The sequence below is a fragment of the Streptomyces sp. Rer75 genome, assembly GCF_013414305.1.
Classification (GTDB): domain Bacteria; phylum Actinomycetota; class Actinomycetes; order Streptomycetales; family Streptomycetaceae; genus Streptomyces; species Streptomyces himastatinicus.
Map to the genome: position 1 here is coordinate 1,345,786 of NZ_CP058693.1, position 16,912 is coordinate 1,362,697.

Genomic DNA, 16,912 nt, shown 5'->3' on the forward strand with positions numbered 1-16,912 from the left:
CACGAGAGGTCCCCCGTCATGCGATCGACCAGATACGTCCTCGTCGCCGGCGCCGCAGCCACCGCCCTTCTCGCCACCTCCTGCTCCGGAGCCGGAGCCGGGGGATCCTCGGGCGGAGGCAAGAGCATCAACGTGCTGATGGTCGGCAACCCGCAGATGGAGGACGTCGCGAAGCTCACGAAGAACACCTTCACGAAGGACACCGGCATCAAGGTCAACTTCACCGTCCTCCCCGAGAACGAGCTGCGCGACAAGGTCACCCAGGACATCGCCACCCAGGCCGGTCAGTACGACGTCGCCACCATCGGGGCCTACGAGGTACCCATCTGGGAGAAGAACGGGTGGCTGCACGAGCTCGGCTCCTACGCCGACAAGGACACGAGCTTCGACAAGGCCGACCTGCTGAAACCGATGGTGCAGTCCCTGTCCGGCTCGGACGGCAAGCTCTACGCCCTGCCGTTCTACGGCGAGTCGTCCTTCCTCATGTACCGCAAGGACGTCTTCGCCGCGAAGGGCCTGAAGATGCCCGAGCACCCGACCTGGCGGCAGGTGGCCAACCTCGCCGCCAAGGTCGACGGCGCGGAGCCGGGCATGAAGGGGATCTGCCTGCGTGGCCTGCCCGGATGGGGCGAGCTCGGCGCGCCGCTGACGAGCGTGGTGAACACCTTCGGCGGCACCTGGTTCACCAAGGACTGGAAGGCACAGGTCAACAGCGGCGGCTTCAAGAAGGCCACCCATTTCTACGTCGATCTGGTCCGCAAGCACGGTGAGGCGGGCGCGGCGCAGTCCGGGTTCACCGAGTGCCTGAACGCGATGAGCCAGGGCAAGGTCGGCATGTGGTACGACGCCACCAGCGCGGCCGGTTCCCTGGAGGACCCGAGCACCAGCAAGGCCGCGGGCAAGATCGGTTACGCGTACGCGCCCGTGGAGCGGACCAAGTCCAGCGGCTGGCTGTGGTCCTGGGCCTGGGCGATGCCGAAGACCACCAAGAAGGCCGATCTCGCCGCGAAGTTCATGCTCTGGGCGTCCAGCAAGAAGTACGAGAAGCTCGTCGGCCAGAAGCTGGGCTGGTCGAGGGTGCCCGCCGGAAAGCGGGCCAGCACCTATGAGATCCCCGAGTACAAGAAGGCGGCGGGCTCGTTCGGCGACATCACCCTACGGTCCATCGAGCAGGCCGACCCGTCCGACCCCGGTGTCCAGCCGCGGCCCACGGTGGGCATCCAGTTCGTCGCCGTTCCCGAGTTCCAGGACCTCGGCACCAAAGTGACGCAGGAGATCTCCGCCGCCATCGCCCGCAAGACCAGCGTGGACAAGGCGCTGAACGACGGTCAGAAGCTCGCCGAGGACGTTGCCGAGAAGCACAGGTGAACCACTCCCCCGGCCTCGCCACCCCATCCCCAGTCGGCCTCGGCGGAGGAACCCCATGACCACGCTCATCCACGCCCCGAAGAAGACCATGCGACCACCTGCCCGCCGCCCGCTCAGGGCCGTGGACGGCCGGAGGTGGCGGCGTCGCTTCCCGCTGCTGCCGGCGCTCGTCTTCACGATCATCGTGACCCAGTTGCCCTTCGTGGCCACGATCGTGATCTCCACGTTCCAGTGGAACATCCTCGAGCCGGGCGAACGCCACTTCACCGGCCTTTCCAATTACGAGTTCGTCTTCACCGACGAGCGGCTGCGTCACGCGGTGCTCAACACCGTCGTACTCACCGCGTCCGTGGTCGTCCTCAGCGTGGTCCTCGGACTGGGCCTGGCCCTGCTGCTCGATCGCCGCTTCCTGGGCCGAGGGCTGGCCCGCACCCTGCTCATCGCACCGTTCCTGGTGATGCCGGTCGCCGCCGCGCTGCTGTGGAAGCACGCCCTCTACAACCCCGACTACGGGCTCCTCAACGGCGTCCTGAACGCCGTCTACCGGCTGTTCGGTGCCGAGAACGGCCCGACGGTCGACTGGGTGTCGTCCTATCCCATGCCGGCCCTGGTGATCGCTCTGGTGTGGCAGTGGACGCCGTTCATGATGCTCATCCTGCTGGCCGGTCTCCAGGCCCAGTCCGGTGACGTCCTGGAGGCCGCCGAGGTCGACGGGGCCTCCGCGCTGCAAACGTTCCGCCACCTCACGCTGCCGCACCTGCGGCAGTACATCGAGCTGGGCATCGTGCTCGGCTCCATCTTCGTGGTGCAGACCTTCGACGCGGTCTACACCATCACTCAGGGAGGGCCCGGCTCCCAGACCACCAACCTGCCCTACGAGATCTACCTGACCATGTTCCGCAAGTTCGAGTACGGCCAGGCCGCGGCCGCCGGCGGCGTCGTGGTGATCGGCTCGATCGTCATCGCCACGTTCGCCCTGCGGGTCGTCGCCTCCCTGTTCCGTGAGGAGGTGTCCCGATGACCGCCACGACCGCCCCGGCAACGTCCGGCACCGTCGTCCAGAGACTCCGCCGCCGCGGGCGCCCGGAGGACCCGGGTCAGCCCACGCGTCTGTCGCCGCTGTGGACCTTCGTCGCGTGGCTCGCCACCCTGGCCTTCTTCGCGCCGGTGGCCTGGATGGTGCTCACGTCGTTCCACCAGGAGTCCGACGCGGCCACCAACCCGCCCAGCTTGTTCGCGCCGCTCACCCTGCACCAGTACGGGCTGCTGCTTGGCCGGGACATCACCCCGTTCCTGCTCAACTCGGCCATGGCCAGTGTCTTCTCGACGCTGCTGGTCCTCGCCCTGGCGGTGCCCGCGGCCTACGCGCTGTCCATCAAGCCGGTCGAGAAGTGGACCGACGTGATGTTCTTCTTCCTGTCCACGAAGTTCCTGCCGCTCATCGCGGCGCTGCTGCCGGTGTACATGATCGTCAAGGACGTCGGCATGCTGGACAACGTCTGGACACTGGTCGTCCTCTACACCGGAATGAACCTGCCGATAGCCGTGTGGATGATGCGGTCGTTCCTCGCCGAGGTACCCAAGGAGATCCTGGAAGCGGCCGAGGTCGACGGCGCCGGGCTGCCCACCGTGCTGCTGCGGATCGTCGCGCCGGTCGCCATGCCGGGGCTCGCCGCCACCTCGCTGATCTGCTTCATCTTCAGCTGGAACGAGTTCATGTTCGCCGTGAACCTCACCGCCACGAAGGCGTCCACCGCACCCGTGTTCCTGGTCGGCTTCATCACCAACGAGGGCCTGTTCCTGGCCCGGCTGTGTGCGGCGGCCACGCTGGTGTCGCTGCCGGTTCTCATCGCGGGGATCGCCGCCCAGGACAAGCTGGTCCACGGCCTCTCCCTGGGAGCCGTGAAATGACCGCCCGAGCCGAAGGGAACCCCGCCACCGTGACCCAGCAGATCCGCCGCGTGCTCGTCCGGTCGATCGACGACATCACCATCGAGCGGGTGCCCGCCCCCGTTCCCGGGGACCACGAACTCCTGGTGCGCACCAAGGTCGTCGGCGTCTGCGGCTCCGACACCCACGCCGCGGCCGGCCACCACCCGTTCGTCGGCCTGCCCTACCGTCCTGGTCACGAGGCGGTCGGCGTCGTGGCCGCGACGGGGCGGGGAGCCGGGGCCTTCGCCCCCGGCGACCGGGTGATCGTCGAACCGAACCTGTACTGCGGCACGTGCGCCCAGTGCCGCTCCGGCCGCTACAACATCTGCCGGGACCTGAAGGTCTTCGGCTGCCAGACGCCCGGTGCCATGACGGACCTGTTCACCATCGCCGCCGACCGCGTCCACCGCGTCCCGGAGGGCATGTCCGACGTCGAGGCCGCCCTCGTCGAGCCGCTGGCGACCCCGGTGCACGCCGTGGCGAAGGCCGGCGACCTCACCGGACGCAGCGTGGCCGTCCTCGGCGCCGGCCCCATCGGCCTGCTCACCCTCCTCGCCGCCCGGCACGCGGGCGCCACCCGGATCGCCGTCACGGACCCGCTGGAGGGCAAGCGGAAACGCGCGCTCCGCCTCGGCGCGGACGCGGCCCTGCCCGCCGACGCGCCCGCCCTGGTCGCACAGGCCAACGCAGCGCTGGGCGGGCCCGCCGACGTCATCTTCGACTGCGTGGCCCGGGAGCAGTCCATGGCCCAGGCCACCGACCTGGTGGCCAAGGGCGGCCACATCGTCGTCGTGGGCGTGGGAGCCGCCGGAACCACCCCGATCCGCCTGGACCTGATCCAGGACCGGGAACTCCGCATCGAGGGCACCCTGATGTACACCGACGAGGACTACCGCACCGCCATGTCCCTCATCGCCTCGGGCACCGTCGACACCGGTGAGATCGTCACCGCCACCTATGCGCTGGAGGACGCCGCCGAAGCCTTCGCCGCTTCCACCGATCCGCAACACGTCAAGGTACTGGTCACGGTGGACGGTCCCTGATGGTGGCACGGCGGGCCGAAGCCCACAGCCCGTGGACCGGACGAGCCCTGGCCTTCCACGGCCCGTGTGCGAGACTGCGGGACCGGAGCCGTGCGACCGCCGCCGTGCAGGGCCGGGGCCCGTCCCCTGCTGCTGGACCGACCAGGACCCGAAGGGGAAGGAGAGTCGCTGTGTCCGCCCGTACGCGACTGTCACAGGCCGCTGTCGAGGAACGGCGGCAGGCCATCCTGCGCCACGTCGCCGAACACGGTGAGAGCCGCATCGACGACCTCGCCCGCAGCTTCGACGTGAGCCTGATGACGATGCACCGGGACCTGGACGACCTCGCCCAGCGCCATCTGCTGCGCAAGGAGCGCGGCCGGGCCGTCGCCTTTCCCGCCCTCACCATGGAAACCGCCACCCGGTTCCGGGAGAACAGTGCCCTCGCGGCCAAATCCGCGCTGTGCGCGGCCGTCGCCGACCGCGTCAAGCCTGGCAGCACGATACTCATGGACGACTCGACCACCCTCTTCCCCCTCGCCCCCGTGCTCGCTCGGCTGGACCAGCTCACCGTCGTCACCAACTCGGTCGGCCTGGCGCAGCGCCTCGGCCGCGCGCCCGGGGTGAACATCACCCTGCTGGGTGGGCACTACCACGGCGACTTCAACTCCTGCACCGGCTCCGCCGTCACCCGCGCCCTGTCCCGGATCCGCGCCGACCTCGCCCTGATGTCCGCCACGGCCGTCCTCGAAGGACGGCTCTTCCACCCGTTGCAGGACTACGTCGAGGTGAAGCTGGCCATGCTCGCCTCCGCGGAGCAGGCACTGCTCCTGGCGGACCATTCGAAATTCGGCAAGACGGCCACGTACACGTACGGCACCGTGGCCGACTACCACGCGGTCATCACCGACACCCACACCCCCGAAGCGGAGTTCGCGGCCATCCGCGGACTCGGAGTCCCCATCGAGACGGTCGAACCCGAAGAGCCCGCCCCGTGAGACACACCCTGTTCGAGACGCCGAGCGCCCGCGGCCTCACCGACGCCGAGATGGCCGCGCCCCTGCCACGGGTCCGGGCCGTGCTGTTCGACTTCAGCAACACGATCTTCGAAATGATCAACCTGGAGACATGGCTGCACCGGGTCGGCACCGCCTCCGGCCGTCTCGCCCTGCTGGACGGCCATGACGCCGTGGCCGAAATCTCCCGGCAACTGCGCACCGCATTCCGGCTGCCCGCCGTGGTCGCCCTCCAGGAAGGCCGGGACCTCTCCCCCGAGCGGCACTACCGCGCCATGCTCGGATGGTGGGAGCACGTGGACTTCCTGCGCGGTGTGGAGGAGACGGCCTATCGGGAGCTCACCGCCCCGGATGCCTGGGGCCCCTACCCGGACACCGAGCCCACCCTGCGGGCACTGCGCGACCGTGGACTGCGCATCGCGATTGTGAGCGACTTCGCCTGGGACCTGCGCATCCACCTCGCCCACCACAAGCTGGACGGCCTGGTCGACAGCTGCGTCATCTCGTACGAGCACGGCCGCGAAAAGCCCGACCCGCAGCTGTTCTTCACGGCTTGCGCCGATCTCGGGACAGATCCCCGCGCCGCGCTCATGGTCGGCGACAATCCGGTGCGCGACGGCGGCGCGGCCGCCTGCGGGCTCCGCACCTACATCCTTCCGGCCGGAAGCCACAGCGCCGACCGGGGCCTGGCGGACATCCTCCGGCTGGTCACCTGACCGCTGCCCGGAGCGGTTTCCAGGCGTCGGTGGGTGAGGCGGAGGGTGCGGGCCGAGTCGGTGGCCGGGGGTGCGGGGATCGCCGTCGGTGTGGGGAGTTGGGGCTACCGGAACATGTTCACCATCATCTGATGAATTAATCCGAGAGCCGCAATCGCTACCAGCCACCACGCAGGATCACGCCACGGGCGCTTTGGCCATTCGTCATCCTCCATCTCGAATCCCTCCCCTCTTCAGCTCACTCCTGAACGACGAGTTTTGCCTCTTGGTCAACGTCAGGGGAGGGCTGACAACTGCGGAGACGGGTGCGAGACACGGACGTTCCACGGAACACTCGTACGGCGTGCCTGTTCCCGGTAGAACGTGCGGAAGCGGGTGCCCTCGCGGCCTGGGGCCGTCATTGGTACGACACAAATTGGGCCCCCTCCCAATTTCCTCCGGCTAGCGAGATATCGCTACACTCGCACGCCTTGAGGAGCCCTCGAAGAAGAAGTACGAGAATTCACCACATCGGTGACCACGGTCAGACGGACGACGCCTCCGGTCGGCGAAGGCCGTCGAGGATGACGCTCATCAGAGGCCGTGCCGTTGATTCCCACTCATCCCGGTCCAGTCGGCCGAGGTAGGCGATGAGCAGCAGGACCCCGTGGGCGTCCACGTCCGTACGGAGGGAACCGGCCGCCTGCCCGGCGTCCAACAGGTGAGCGAGGGCGCCTTCGATGGGGTTGTGGCTGTGGGCGACGAGGTCCTGCCACGCCACCGGCTCGAGCGCCGCCAGGACGCCGCGCTTGATCTCGGCGTAGTCGATCACTCGGTCGAGCCAGTGACGCAGGGCTTCCACGGGCTCGTGTTCCGCCAGCAGCGCGGAGGCGGCGGTCACGAGTTCTTCCACGTCGCGCCGGTAGACCTCGGCGAGGAGCGCTTCGCGGTTGGGGAAGTTCCGGTAGAGCGTTCCCTGCCCCACACCGGCGCGCTTGGCGATCTCGTTGAGGTGGACGTGGTGGGACTCGGCAAGGGCTGCGCGGGCGGCCTCCACGATGCGGGTCCGGTTCTGCACCGCATCCGGACGACGGGCTGACGCGCTCATGGGCCTCTCCTGATGTTCCGCCTGGCACAAGTGGACACGTGTCCGCTAGGGTGAATCGCACTGCGGACACGTGTCCACTTTACTTGGAGGCAGCAATGCTCTCTCTTCACGGCAAGATCGTCGCCATCACCGGGGCGAGTGGCGGCATCGGCGAAGCCACGGCCCGTCTGCTCGCCGAGCGCGGTGCCGGGGTCGTCCTCGCGGCGCGCCGAAGCGAGCGCATCGACGCCATAGCGCAGGACATCCGGGAGGCAGGGGGCCGCGCCGCCACGTGCGTTGTCGACGTCACCCAGGCCGAGGATCTGCACCGCCTGGTCTCCAGCACCATCGACCAGTACGGCCGTATGGATGTACTCGTGAACAACGCCGGTATCGCCCCGATCAGCCCGCTGGCCGACCTCGACACCGCAAGCTGGGCGGCGATGATCGATGTCAACCTTCGCGGCATGCTCAACGGCGTCGCCGCCGCGCTGCCCGTCTTCCGTGAGCAAGGGTCGGGCCACTTGGTGAGCATCGTCTCCGTGGCCGGACTGTCCGTGTCCCCCTCGATGGCCGTCTACGCCGCGACCAAGAACGCGGTGCGCACCGTCCACGAGGGGCTGCGCACGGAGTCCACCGACGGGGTGGTGCGCACGACAGCCATTTCGCCGGGATACGTCCGCACCGATCTCGCCGACTCCATGGCGGACCCGCACATCCGCGAGCAGACGCGCAAGAACATGGACGCCGTGGGCATCCCTCCGGCGGCGGTCGCCCGCGCGGTGGCCTTCGCCATCGAGCAGCCCGACGACGTCGAGATCGGCGAGATCAACGTCCGCCCCACCGTCCAGGCATGACGCGCGCTCAAGCGCCCACCGCGAGGAACTGCCGGGCGCCGCGCAACGTGATGTGCAGCTTGCGCTGGGTGGCTCTGTCTCCGCTGCGGCCTTGGCCGCGCCGTAAGGGGTGACAGGGTCGGGGAGGCAGCTTTCGTCGTAGTGGACGTGGGCGCCGGAGAACACCGCGTCACGCCCCCGGAGTGCTGCCGGGCCTGGTCGCGAACGTCGCGGCCGTCGCGTGCCCGGCCGCTGCCGCCTGGCGCACCAGCTCAGCGCCCAGGAACCCGCTACCGCCGATGATCAGGACCGTCATGACGCGACACAGTAGAGGATCCTCAGGGCGGGGCGACGACGGACGGGTCAGCCGGACTGCACATCATCCTGGATCTCGGCGACGAGCTTCTTCGCCGCCGCCAGCTTCGGCCCATGGACCGCGGGGTCCGTGGCGTTGAGCTCGGTGAAGATGTCCACGGCTTCCCGCGCCCGTGTGAGCGCCTCGTCCCGTCGGCCGGACTGTTGCAGGTAGGGGATCGTGGGAAACATCAGCCAGTCGCCCAGCCCGCCGCGATACCTCCCGGGGTTCCCGGTGGCGAGTTGGCGGAGCAGGTCGGTGGCCTCGATGGCGCGCTGCACGCCTTGGGCGTGGTCGGGTTTACCCCACAGAGCCTGGGCCAGATTGACCAGCACCCACGCCTTTCGGTACAGGAGTTCCTCGGACCCCGGTTGTTCACCGATCAGCTTCTCGTAGAGGCCCAGCGCCTCCCGCATACGGGCGATGGCCTCGTCGTGGCGGCCACTGCCCATCAGATACGCGCCCGCCGGGAACACCAGCCACTGCGCGAGCCCGGGCCGGTAGGTGGGTTTCCTGGTGGCGAGTTGGCGGAGCAGGTCGGTGGCCTCGATGGCGCGCTGCACGCCTTGGGCGTGGTCGGGCTTGCCCCACAGAGCCTGGGCCAGATTGACCAGCACCCACGCCTTTCGGTACAGGAGTTCCTCGGACCCCGGTTGTTCACCGATCAGCTTCTCGTAGAGGCCCAGCGCCTCCCGCATACGGGCGATGGCCTCGTCGTGGTGGCCACTGCCCATCAGATACGTGCCCGCCGGGAACACCAGCCACTGCGCGAGCGTCGCACGGTAGCCGGGGTCCTGGGCCACGACCTCGCGGGCGACCGCAATCGCGTCGGCCGCCCGGGCGTTGGCCTCCTCGCGCGCCGGGCCCGGCAGGCTCCACAGGGTCTGGGCGCGCGCCACCAGGGCTCGCGCATCGGCGATGCGGGCCGACGCGGCCGGCGTGGCCGGGTCGTAGAAACACGTCTGGAGCTTCGGCACCTCGCCGATCTCGCTGCCGAAGTCGACCCGGTAGAGCGATACGCTGCGCGCCGCCGTCGACACCGCGGCCAGCTCGGCGTACGACCACCAGGGCTGCCCGAGCCGCAGCGGCGCCGACCACTGGGGCTGCTGAGCATCCCGGTAGATGGTCTGAACGCGGCTGTCCCGGCCGTACCAGAACCAGTTGGCCCGCCGGTCCCCGGTCACCGCCGGAACGGTCGTGAAGGGCACGCCCCACTTGGTGAGGTGCTGCGGGGTGACCTCGGTCGGGGCGCTCCAGCCGCCGTCGTAGTAAAGGTTCCACATGGACCCGAACGTGCCCTGCCACACCACATCGGCTTTTCCGTCGCCGGTGCCCATGGCCTGGATGGACGACGGGAAGTCGTTCCCGGGGAATTCGGCGATCTGCGCGGGCGCGCTCCACGCGGGGTCGGCCGCGTGGGCGTCGTAGGTGACGCAGTGCAGTGTGCGGTCGTTCATGGTCCACACCACCAGCACGACCCCCGGCGAGGGACAGGCCACCGTGAGGTCCGAGCCCAGCGACGTGGCGCCCGCCGGGGTCGCCGCCTGGGGTGGCCCCCACGCCCCCTTGGCGTCCTGAAAGGCGGCCATCAGCGTGCTGGTGCCATTGTCCCGCCACACCACGACGACCGAGCCCGGTGTCGCGGCGGCCTCGGCATATGAGACGTCGGTGGCGTCGCCGCTCACCCTGACCGGAGCGTCCAGCCATCCGGTCGGCCGGGTGGGGTCGGTGCGCGTGGCGTAGATGCCGCCGTCCTTGCCCATCATCACCACGGTGACGAGGCCCGGCCCCGATGACACGGCGCGCGGCGTGGGTTCCCTCCGCACCGTGTTCTCCGCACTGATGGCCACCGACGGTTTCCAGGCCGGTGCGGTCGCGGTGGAGTCGTAGGAGGTGGTGCGGAGTTGTGCCTTGTCCGGGTCCCGCCACACCAGCACGGTGCGCCCCGGCCGGTCCGAGGCCGCGACCAGGGACGCCATGCTGTCCGGCACTTCCACCGTGGCCCAGGGGGACCATCCGGGTGTGCGCGGGTCCTTGGCCCAGTAGGCCACGGTGTCGTGAAAGCCGATGAGTTTGGCCAGACCCGTCCTGACCTGCATATCGGCGCGCAGCTGGTCGGAGTAGTAGGACCGGGCGTCGTCGTATTCGGCCTGCCCGCCGGGGCGCCACCCGACTTCGGTGTGTCCGGTGTCGTAGCCGGTGATGTGGTCCACGCACTGGTGGGCCAGGAAGTAGCTTCCGCGGTTGTCCGGACCGCCGCCGATGTGCGGTTCGATGGCCTGGTCGGCGTGCTGGAACACCCAGTCCAGCCGCGCCGCGTGCCGGGTCAGCTCCTCGCGGGCCAGCCGGTCGTCGCGGTACTGCGGATTGAGCCCGGCGATCACGCCGAACCGGACGGTCAGCACATAGACATAGGCGATGTACGCCAGCCGGTGGTCGAAGACGCTCTCCGGCGAGTTCGGATCCGGGCGGTAGAAGTAGGAGTCGCCCTCCAGGAGCGTATTCGCCGCCAGCCGTGAGTTGTTGTCCGCGTTGGACCGCAGCAGCGGGTCCTTGCGTCCACCGGCGACCCAGGCGTTGAGCTCGTCCATGGCCGTGCGGGCCCGCCCGCGCAGGCCGTCCAGATCGCGCCGCAGATTGAGGACGTACGCCTGCTGCTCGACTCTGACGGCCTGTTTCACGGCCTCGAGCACCTCGTCGAACCGCCCCTGGAGGGCGACGAAATCCTGGTGCAGCACCTCCAGTCTGGCCAGGATCTCCTCTTCGGGAGTGGGGCTGTGGCTGCCGAGGCTGACGAAGGCGACGATGCCCTGGTATGCCTCGTACGCCTTCTTACCGGCTTCGTATACCGCCAGTGCGGTGACGATGGGCGTGGCCATATCCGGTGTTTCCCCCCTCGGCCCGTGCCCCCCGCGGGCACGCCTGACGCAAGTGAACCACCGGACAACCACACATATGCTGGAAAATTACTTGAGCGCCCGCCATATGCGCTATAAGCCCCCGATCGGACACTATTCCGGGGCGCTGGATTCGGACCGCGTTCGCGAGTGATCACTCGTGTGTGGCATCACCGGCTGGGTCTCCTACCGCCGCGGGCACCTGGATGACCGGCAAGGCGGCGCTCGGTCATCGCAGACTGGCCGTCATCGACCTGCCCGGCGGGGCCGAGCCCATGACCGTCGAGACGGCCGACGACCCCGTCACCCTGGTGTACTCCGGTGAGGCGTACAACTTCACCGAGCTGCGCGACGAACTGCGCCGCAGGGGCCACCGGTCGCGAACCGGCGCCGACGCGGGAGCGGTCCGGGCGTTGCCCCGACAGGCGTAACGCAGCGTGATCAGATCCGGGCGTCGAGTTCGTACAGTGGCCCCATGTGGCGCCTTCCGCAAGCCGGTACCCTCGCCGTCCTCAAGCTCCCGGCCGCACTGCTGCTGGTCACGCTCGCGTTGGTGGGCTTCGGCACGCTCCTGTCGGCGGGCGGGCTGACCGTACTGACGGTGCACCCCACGCGGACGGTCAGCCCGCATCCCACCCCCACGGACACCACGTCCGGCCCGCCGACCACACCACCCACCACACCGCCCACCACGCCGCCGACCTCGCCCGTCACGTCTCCGCCCACCACGCCGCCGACCAGCCCCGCCCCGCAGTCCGCGCCCGCCACGCCGGGCCCCGCCTCGGGCCCGCAGGTCCAGGGCGGACAGGAGGTGGTGGCCAATTCGGCGGCGCTGCTCACCACCTGGATCGGGCTGATCAGCCAGGTGCTCGGGCTGCTGACGGCGATGATCGGGCTGGTCGCCGCGGGCCGCGGTCCGGCCACCATCGAGCCCGCCGACCGCGGAGGGTCCGAGCCGCCCGAGGACAGGCGGCCTCGTCACCGGTGACCGCCCGCGTGACCGGCGTGGCCGATGGCCGCGGTCGCGCATGCCCGGAAGGAGGGTGCGCATGCCGAGGAAGGCGCCCACCAGATCGACGTCGAGGATCCGGGGTGTGGTGGTACCGCATCTGGGGGAACCCACCGGCCAGGGCCTCTCCCTCCTCGTCCGGTGCGCGAAGCGGGCCATGGATCACACGCGTTCCACCACGGTCGCGTTGGCCATGCCACCCCCTTCACACATCGTCTGGAGCCCGTAACGGCCCCCGGTCCGACGCAGCTGGTGGACCAGCGTCGTCAGCAGCCGGGCGCCGGTGGCACCCAACGGGTGGCCCAGGGCGATCGCGCCGCCGAAGGCGTTGGTGCGTTCCGGATCGGCGCCGGTTTCCGCGAGCCATGCCTGTACCACCGGAGCGAACGCCTCGTTGATCTCCACCAGGTCGATCCGGTCGAGGGCCAGTCCCGACCGGTCCAGCACCTTCTCGGTGGCAGGGATGGGCCCGGTGAGCATGAGGACGGGGTCGGAACCGACGACGGCCATGGTGTGCACCCGGGCCAGCGGCACCAGCCCGAGTCGGCGCACGGCGTCCTCGGAGGCGACCAGCAGGGCGGCGGCCCCGTCGGAGATCTGGCTGGACACCGCGGCGGTCAGCCGGCCGCCCACGGTGAGGGGCTTCAGCCCCGCCATCTTCTCCAGCGAGGTGTCAGCGCGCGGCCCCTCGTCGGTCTCCAGCCCGAACGTGGGCACGATCTCGTCCGCGAAGACCCCGCCCGCCTGGGCCGCCAGCGCCCGCTGGTGGCTGGCCAGTGCGTAGCGCTCCATGTCCTGCCGGGAGATGCCCCACTTCTCCGCGATCAGCTCCGCCCCACGGAACTGGGAGATCTCCTGATCGCCGAAGTGGCTGCGCCAGCCGTCCCCGTCGTACGGGGTCCCCATGCCCTCGCGCTCCCCGAGGACGACCGGGCTGCCGATGGGCACCAGACTCATCGACTCGACCCCGCCCGCCACGACGAGATCGGCGGAGCCGGACATCACGGCCTGGGCCGCGAAGTGCACGGCCTGCTGGGACGAGCCGCACTGCCGGTCGATGGTCGTGCCCGGCACGTGCTGGGGCAGACCACCGGCCAGCCAGGAGGTGCGGGCGATGTTGCCGGTCTGCGCGCCGATCTGGCTCACGCAGCCGAAGTACACGTCGTCCACGGAGCCGGGATCGATACCGGTCCGGTCGACGAGCGCGCGCAGCACGTGCGCTCCGAGGTCTGCGGGATGGACGCCGCTCAGGGTGCCCTCGCGGCGGCCGACGGGGGTGCGGACGGCGTCGACGATGAAGGCTTCGGTCACGGTGCGCTCCGGAGTCTTGGGGGGCGGGGTGATTCGGGGCGGGCGGGCCCGCGGTCAGACGTTGCGCCGGTATTCCCCGCCGACCTCGAAGAAGGCCTCGGTGATCTGCTGGAGGGAGCAGACCCGGGCGGCGTCCATCAGCACCGCGAACACGTTGCGGCCACTGGTGGCGGCGTCCTTGAGCGCGGCCAGGGCGGCGGGCGCCTCCTCGCGGTGGCGGTCCTGGAAGTCGCCGACGCGCTTCAGCTGGGACTGCTTCTCGTCCTCGGTGGCGCGGGCCAGCTCGACGGCCGTCCGGCCCCCTTCGGCGTCGGCGTGGGGGTGGCGGAACGTGTTGACGCCGATGATGGGCAGGGTGCCGTCGTGCTTGCGCTGCTCGTAGAGCATGGACTCGTCCTGGATGCGCCCGCGTTGGTAGCCCGTCTCCATGGCGCCGAGCACCCCGCCGCGCTCGCTGATCCGCTCGAACTCGCTCAGCACCGCCTCCTCCACCAGGTCGGTGAGCTCGTCGATGACGAAGGAGCCCTGCAACGGGTTCTCGTTCATCGCCAGGCCCCACTCCCGGTTGATGATCAGCTGGATGGCGAGCGCGCGGCGCACCGAGTCCTCGGTGGGGGTGGTGACGGCCTCGTCGTAGGCGTTGGTGTGCAGGCTGTTGCAGTTGTCGTAGATGGCGATCAACGCTTGCAGGGTGGTGCGGATGTCGTTGAAGTCCATCTCCTGGGCGTGCAGGGAGCGTCCGGAGGTCTGCACGTGGTACTTCAGCTTCTGGCCCCGTGTCCCCGCGCCGTAACGCTCCCGCATGGTCACCGCCCAGATGCGGCGGGCCACCCGGCCGAGCACGGAGTACTCCGGGTCCATGCCGTTGGAGAAGAAGAACGACAGGTTGGGGGCGAAGTCGTCGATGTGCATCCCACGGGCGAGATAGGCCTCGACGTAGGTGAAGCCGTTGGCGAGGGTGAAGGCGAGCTGGCTGATCGGGTTGGCCCCGGCCTCGGCGATGTGGTAGCCGGAGATGGACACCGAGTAGAAGTTGCGCACCTCCTTCTCGATGAACCACTCCTGGATGTCGGCCATCATCCGCAGACTGAACTCGGTGGAGAACAGGCAGGTGTTCTGGCCCTGGTCCTCCTTGAGGATGTCGGCCTGCACGGTGCCGCGGACACTGCGCAGGACATGCGCCCGGACCTGTTCGGCCTCCTCGGCGGTCGGCTCGCGCCCGTGCTCGGTGGCGTGGGCGTCGAGTCGCTGGTCGATCGCGGTGTTGAGGAAGAAGGCGAGGATGGTCGGCGCCGGGCCGTTGATCGTCATGGAGACCGACGTCGTGGGCGCGGTCAGGTCGAAGCCGTCGTACAGCGCCTTCATGTCCTCCAGGGTGGCCACCGACACACCCGAGGTTCCCACCTTGCCGTAGATGTCGGGACGCAGGTCCGGATCGCGGCCGTAGAGGGTGACCGAGTCGAAGGCGGTGGACAGCCGGGTGGCTTCGCTGTCCTGGGAGAGGTAGTGGAAGCGGCGGTTGGTACGGAACGGATCGCCCTCACCGGCGAACATCCGCGCCGGGTCCTCGCCCTCCCGTTTGAACGGGAACACCCCGGCGGTGAACGGGAAGAACCCCGGAAGGTTCTCGGAGTGGAGGAACCGCAGCAGCTCTCCGTGGTCGGTGTAGCGCGGCAACGCCACCCGGGGGATCCTGCTCCCGGACAGTGACTCGCGCACCAGCGTGGTGCGCAGCTCGCGGTCGCGTGTCGTCACGATGCGCTCGTCGCCGGAGTAGTCGCGTACGGTCTGCGGCCAATCGGCCAGCGCTCCGCGCGCTTCCGGTGCGAAGGTGTCCTCCGCGTCCTTCAGCAGCTTTTCGACGTCGTCGGTGTGCGCGCCGACCGCCGCCAGCTCGTCGCGGACGGCCGCCAGCCGCTGGATCCGGCGGGCCTGCCCGGCCAGGACGTCGGTCCGCTCGTGATAACCGCGCACCGTGTCGGCGATCTCCGCCAGGTAACGCACCCGGGCCGGGGGCACGACCTGGGTGGCACCGCTGGAGTGGCGCACCGCCACCTCGGGAAGCGCTCCGGGCACCACGGGCAGGCCGCGCTCGGCGAACAGGTCCCGCAGATGCTGGTAGAGCGCGGTGACCCCGTCGTCGTTGAAGGTCGACGCGCTGGTCCCGAAGACCGGCATGTCCTCCGGCCGCTGCCCGAACGCCTCGCGGTTGCGCACCAGTTGTCGGCCCACGTCACGCAGCGCGTCCTTGGCTCCGCGCCGCTCGAACTTGTTGATGGCCACCACGTCGGCGAAGTCGAGCATGTCGATCTTCTCCAGCTGGGAAGCCGCGCCGAACTCCGGTGTCATCACGTACAGCGACACGTCCACGTACGGGACGATCGCGGCGTCCCCCTGCCCGATGCCCGGCGTCTCCACGATCACCAGGTCGAAACCGGCCGCCTGACAGGCCGCGATGGCGTCCGCCAGACCCTCGGGAACCTCGCGTCCGCCGCGGGTGGCGAGCGAGCGGAAGAACACCGTGTCGCCGTCGAGGCAGTTCATGCGGATCCGGTCGCCCAGCAGGGCGCCCCCGCCGCGCCGCCGGGTCGGATCCACGGCCAGCACCGCCACCTTGAGCCTGCCGTCCTGGTCGCTGCGCAGCCGACGTACCAGCTCGTCCGTCAGCGAGGACTTCCCCGAGCCGCCGGTGCCGGTGATGCCGAGGACCGGTGTCCGGCGGGATGCCGCGGCCTCGCGCAGGACGCGCAGATCCGGGTCGGTCACCGCACCGGCCTCCAGGCCGGTGAGCAGCCGGGCCAGGGCGGGCCTCTCCCCCGCCAGCACCTGGTCCGGCGCGACCGGAGCCAGATCCCACAGGGCGGTGTCGCACTCTTCGACCATCGAGTTGATCATCTTGGCCAGGCCGAGGCGCTGGCCGTCCTCCGGGGAGAAGATCCGCACCCCGGCCCGGGCCAGCCGGGCGATCTCCTCCGCGACGATGACCCCGCCACCGCCACCGAAGACCTTCACGTGTCCGGCGCCACGCTCCCGCAGCAGCTCCACCAGGTACTCGAAGTACTCGATGTGTCCGCCCTGGTAGGAGCTCACGGCCACGCCCTGGACGTCCTCCTCCAGCGCCGCCGTCACCACCTCGTCGACTGAGCGGTTGTGCCCGAGGTGCACCACCTCGACCCCTTGGGCCTGGAGGATGCGGCGCATGATGTTGATCGCCGCGTCGTGCCCGTCGAAGAGGCTCGAAGCCGTGACGAACCGGACCGGGTGCTTCGAGCGGTACAGGGAGTCGGCGGAGGCGGAAGCAGGCAAGGTGTCCTCCAGAGGGGGAGTGAACGAAGCGAACAAGCGGACGCGCCTCCGGCCGGAAGCGACCACGTCACGACCCGT

The 16,912-nt window shown here is 69.6% G+C and carries 14 protein-coding genes; 9 read left to right on the plus strand and 5 right to left on the minus strand.

Annotated features, from left to right (window positions below; genetic code table 11):
* Positions 1–18 precede the first annotated feature (18 nt).
* The 6 genes from HYQ63_RS05055 to HYQ63_RS05080 all read left to right on the plus strand — a co-directional run bounded on the left by HYQ63_RS05055 (position 19) and on the right by HYQ63_RS05080 (position 6,054).
* Entirely contained in the window at positions 19–1,368 is a 1,350-nt protein-coding gene (locus HYQ63_RS05055) for a sugar ABC transporter substrate-binding protein (RefSeq protein ID WP_179932709.1), read from the plus strand.
* Between the two features lie 55 nt (positions 1,369–1,423).
* On the plus strand, positions 1,424–2,389 hold the full coding sequence (locus HYQ63_RS05060; RefSeq protein ID WP_179932710.1) for a carbohydrate ABC transporter permease: 966 nt from the start codon (positions 1,424–1,426) through the stop codon (positions 2,387–2,389).
* Positions 2,386–3,279, plus strand: a complete 894-nt coding sequence (locus HYQ63_RS05065; RefSeq protein ID WP_179932711.1) for a carbohydrate ABC transporter permease — start codon at positions 2,386–2,388, stop codon at positions 3,277–3,279. Before HYQ63_RS05060 ends, HYQ63_RS05065 begins: the two co-directional genes overlap by 4 nt.
* On the plus strand, positions 3,276–4,343 hold the full coding sequence (locus HYQ63_RS05070) for a zinc-binding dehydrogenase (protein ID WP_179932712.1): 1,068 nt from the start codon (positions 3,276–3,278) through the stop codon (positions 4,341–4,343). The genes HYQ63_RS05065 and HYQ63_RS05070 overlap by 4 nt, the downstream gene beginning before the upstream one ends.
* 170 nt (positions 4,344–4,513) lie before the next feature.
* The gene (locus HYQ63_RS05075; RefSeq protein ID WP_257231629.1) at positions 4,514–5,320 is read left to right on the plus strand and encodes a DeoR/GlpR family DNA-binding transcription regulator; all 807 of its coding nucleotides are present in this window, start codon (positions 4,514–4,516) and stop codon (positions 5,318–5,320) included.
* Positions 5,317–6,054, plus strand: a complete 738-nt coding sequence (locus HYQ63_RS05080) for an HAD family hydrolase (RefSeq protein ID WP_179932714.1) — start codon at positions 5,317–5,319, stop codon at positions 6,052–6,054. Before HYQ63_RS05075 ends, HYQ63_RS05080 begins: the two co-directional genes overlap by 4 nt.
* A gap of 523 nt (positions 6,055–6,577) precedes the next feature.
* Here the strand turns inward: HYQ63_RS05080 and HYQ63_RS05085 are convergent.
* A complete protein-coding gene (locus HYQ63_RS05085; RefSeq protein WP_179932715.1) occupies positions 6,578–7,141 on the minus strand; it encodes a TetR/AcrR family transcriptional regulator in 564 nt (187 codons plus the stop codon).
* 95 nt (positions 7,142–7,236) lie between these two features.
* Between HYQ63_RS05085 and HYQ63_RS05090 the strand changes: the two genes are divergently transcribed.
* Positions 7,237–7,977: an SDR family oxidoreductase gene (locus HYQ63_RS05090; protein ID WP_179932716.1), complete on the plus strand. Its 741-nt coding sequence runs from the start codon at positions 7,237–7,239 to the stop codon at positions 7,975–7,977.
* Positions 7,978–8,146: 169 nt separating this feature from the next.
* Here the strand turns inward: HYQ63_RS05090 and HYQ63_RS45870 are convergent, their stop codons facing one another.
* The gene (locus HYQ63_RS45870; protein ID WP_373689027.1) at positions 8,147–8,272 is read right to left on the minus strand and encodes a hypothetical protein; all 126 of its coding nucleotides are present in this window, start codon (positions 8,270–8,272) and stop codon (positions 8,147–8,149) included.
* Positions 8,273–8,319: 47 nt separating this feature from the next.
* Positions 8,320–11,190, minus strand: coding sequence for a tetratricopeptide repeat protein (locus tag HYQ63_RS05100; protein WP_179932717.1), 2,871 nt, complete (start codon positions 11,188–11,190; stop codon positions 8,320–8,322).
* A 224-nt stretch (positions 11,191–11,414) separates the two neighbouring features.
* Here HYQ63_RS05100 and HYQ63_RS05105 point away from each other — a divergent pair, with 224 nt between their 5' ends.
* Together HYQ63_RS05105 and HYQ63_RS05110 are read left to right on the plus strand one after the other, a co-directional pair.
* Complete coding sequence (locus HYQ63_RS05105; protein WP_373689028.1) at positions 11,415–11,639, plus strand: hypothetical protein; 225 nt, start codon at positions 11,415–11,417, stop codon at positions 11,637–11,639.
* 44 nt (positions 11,640–11,683) lie between these two features.
* Complete coding sequence (locus HYQ63_RS05110; RefSeq protein ID WP_179932718.1) at positions 11,684–12,196, plus strand: hypothetical protein; 513 nt, start codon at positions 11,684–11,686, stop codon at positions 12,194–12,196.
* 183 nt (positions 12,197–12,379) lie between these two features.
* On the opposite strand, the gene HYQ63_RS05115 is transcribed toward HYQ63_RS05110, so the two are convergent.
* Positions 12,380–13,528, minus strand: a complete 1,149-nt coding sequence (locus HYQ63_RS05115) for an acetyl-CoA C-acetyltransferase (protein WP_179932719.1) — start codon at positions 13,526–13,528, stop codon at positions 12,380–12,382.
* Between the two features lie 54 nt (positions 13,529–13,582).
* Positions 13,583–16,834 (minus strand): fused isobutyryl-CoA mutase/GTPase IcmF, encoded by a 3,252-nt coding sequence (gene icmF, locus HYQ63_RS05120; protein ID WP_179932720.1) that lies wholly within the window; start codon positions 16,832–16,834, stop codon positions 13,583–13,585.
* Between the last annotated feature and the right edge of the window lie 78 nt (positions 16,835–16,912).

Bases quoted from the DNA above. Each gene is read 5' to 3' on its own strand.
- HYQ63_RS05110 (WP_179932718.1), top strand. From the start codon at position 11,684: ATGTGGCGCCTTCCGCAAGCCGGTACCCTCGCCGTCCTCAAGCTCCCG.
- HYQ63_RS05085 (WP_179932715.1), bottom strand. From the start codon at position 7,141: ATGAGCGCGTCAGCCCGTCGTCCGGATGCGGTGCAGAACCGGACCCGC.
- HYQ63_RS05065 (WP_179932711.1), top strand. From the start codon at position 2,386: ATGACCGCCACGACCGCCCCGGCAACGTCCGGCACCGTCGTCCAGAGA.
- HYQ63_RS05090 (WP_179932716.1), top strand. From the start codon at position 7,237: ATGCTCTCTCTTCACGGCAAGATCGTCGCCATCACCGGGGCGAGTGGC.
- HYQ63_RS05055 (WP_179932709.1), top strand. From the start codon at position 19: ATGCGATCGACCAGATACGTCCTCGTCGCCGGCGCCGCAGCCACCGCC.
- HYQ63_RS45870 (WP_373689027.1), bottom strand. From the start codon at position 8,272: ATGACGGTCCTGATCATCGGCGGTAGCGGGTTCCTGGGCGCTGAGCTG.
- HYQ63_RS05100 (WP_179932717.1), bottom strand. From the start codon at position 11,190: ATGGCCACGCCCATCGTCACCGCACTGGCGGTATACGAAGCCGGTAAG.
- HYQ63_RS05070 (WP_179932712.1), top strand. From the start codon at position 3,276: ATGACCGCCCGAGCCGAAGGGAACCCCGCCACCGTGACCCAGCAGATC.
- HYQ63_RS05060 (WP_179932710.1), top strand. From the start codon at position 1,424: ATGACCACGCTCATCCACGCCCCGAAGAAGACCATGCGACCACCTGCC.
- HYQ63_RS05105 (WP_373689028.1), top strand. From the start codon at position 11,415: ATGACCGGCAAGGCGGCGCTCGGTCATCGCAGACTGGCCGTCATCGAC.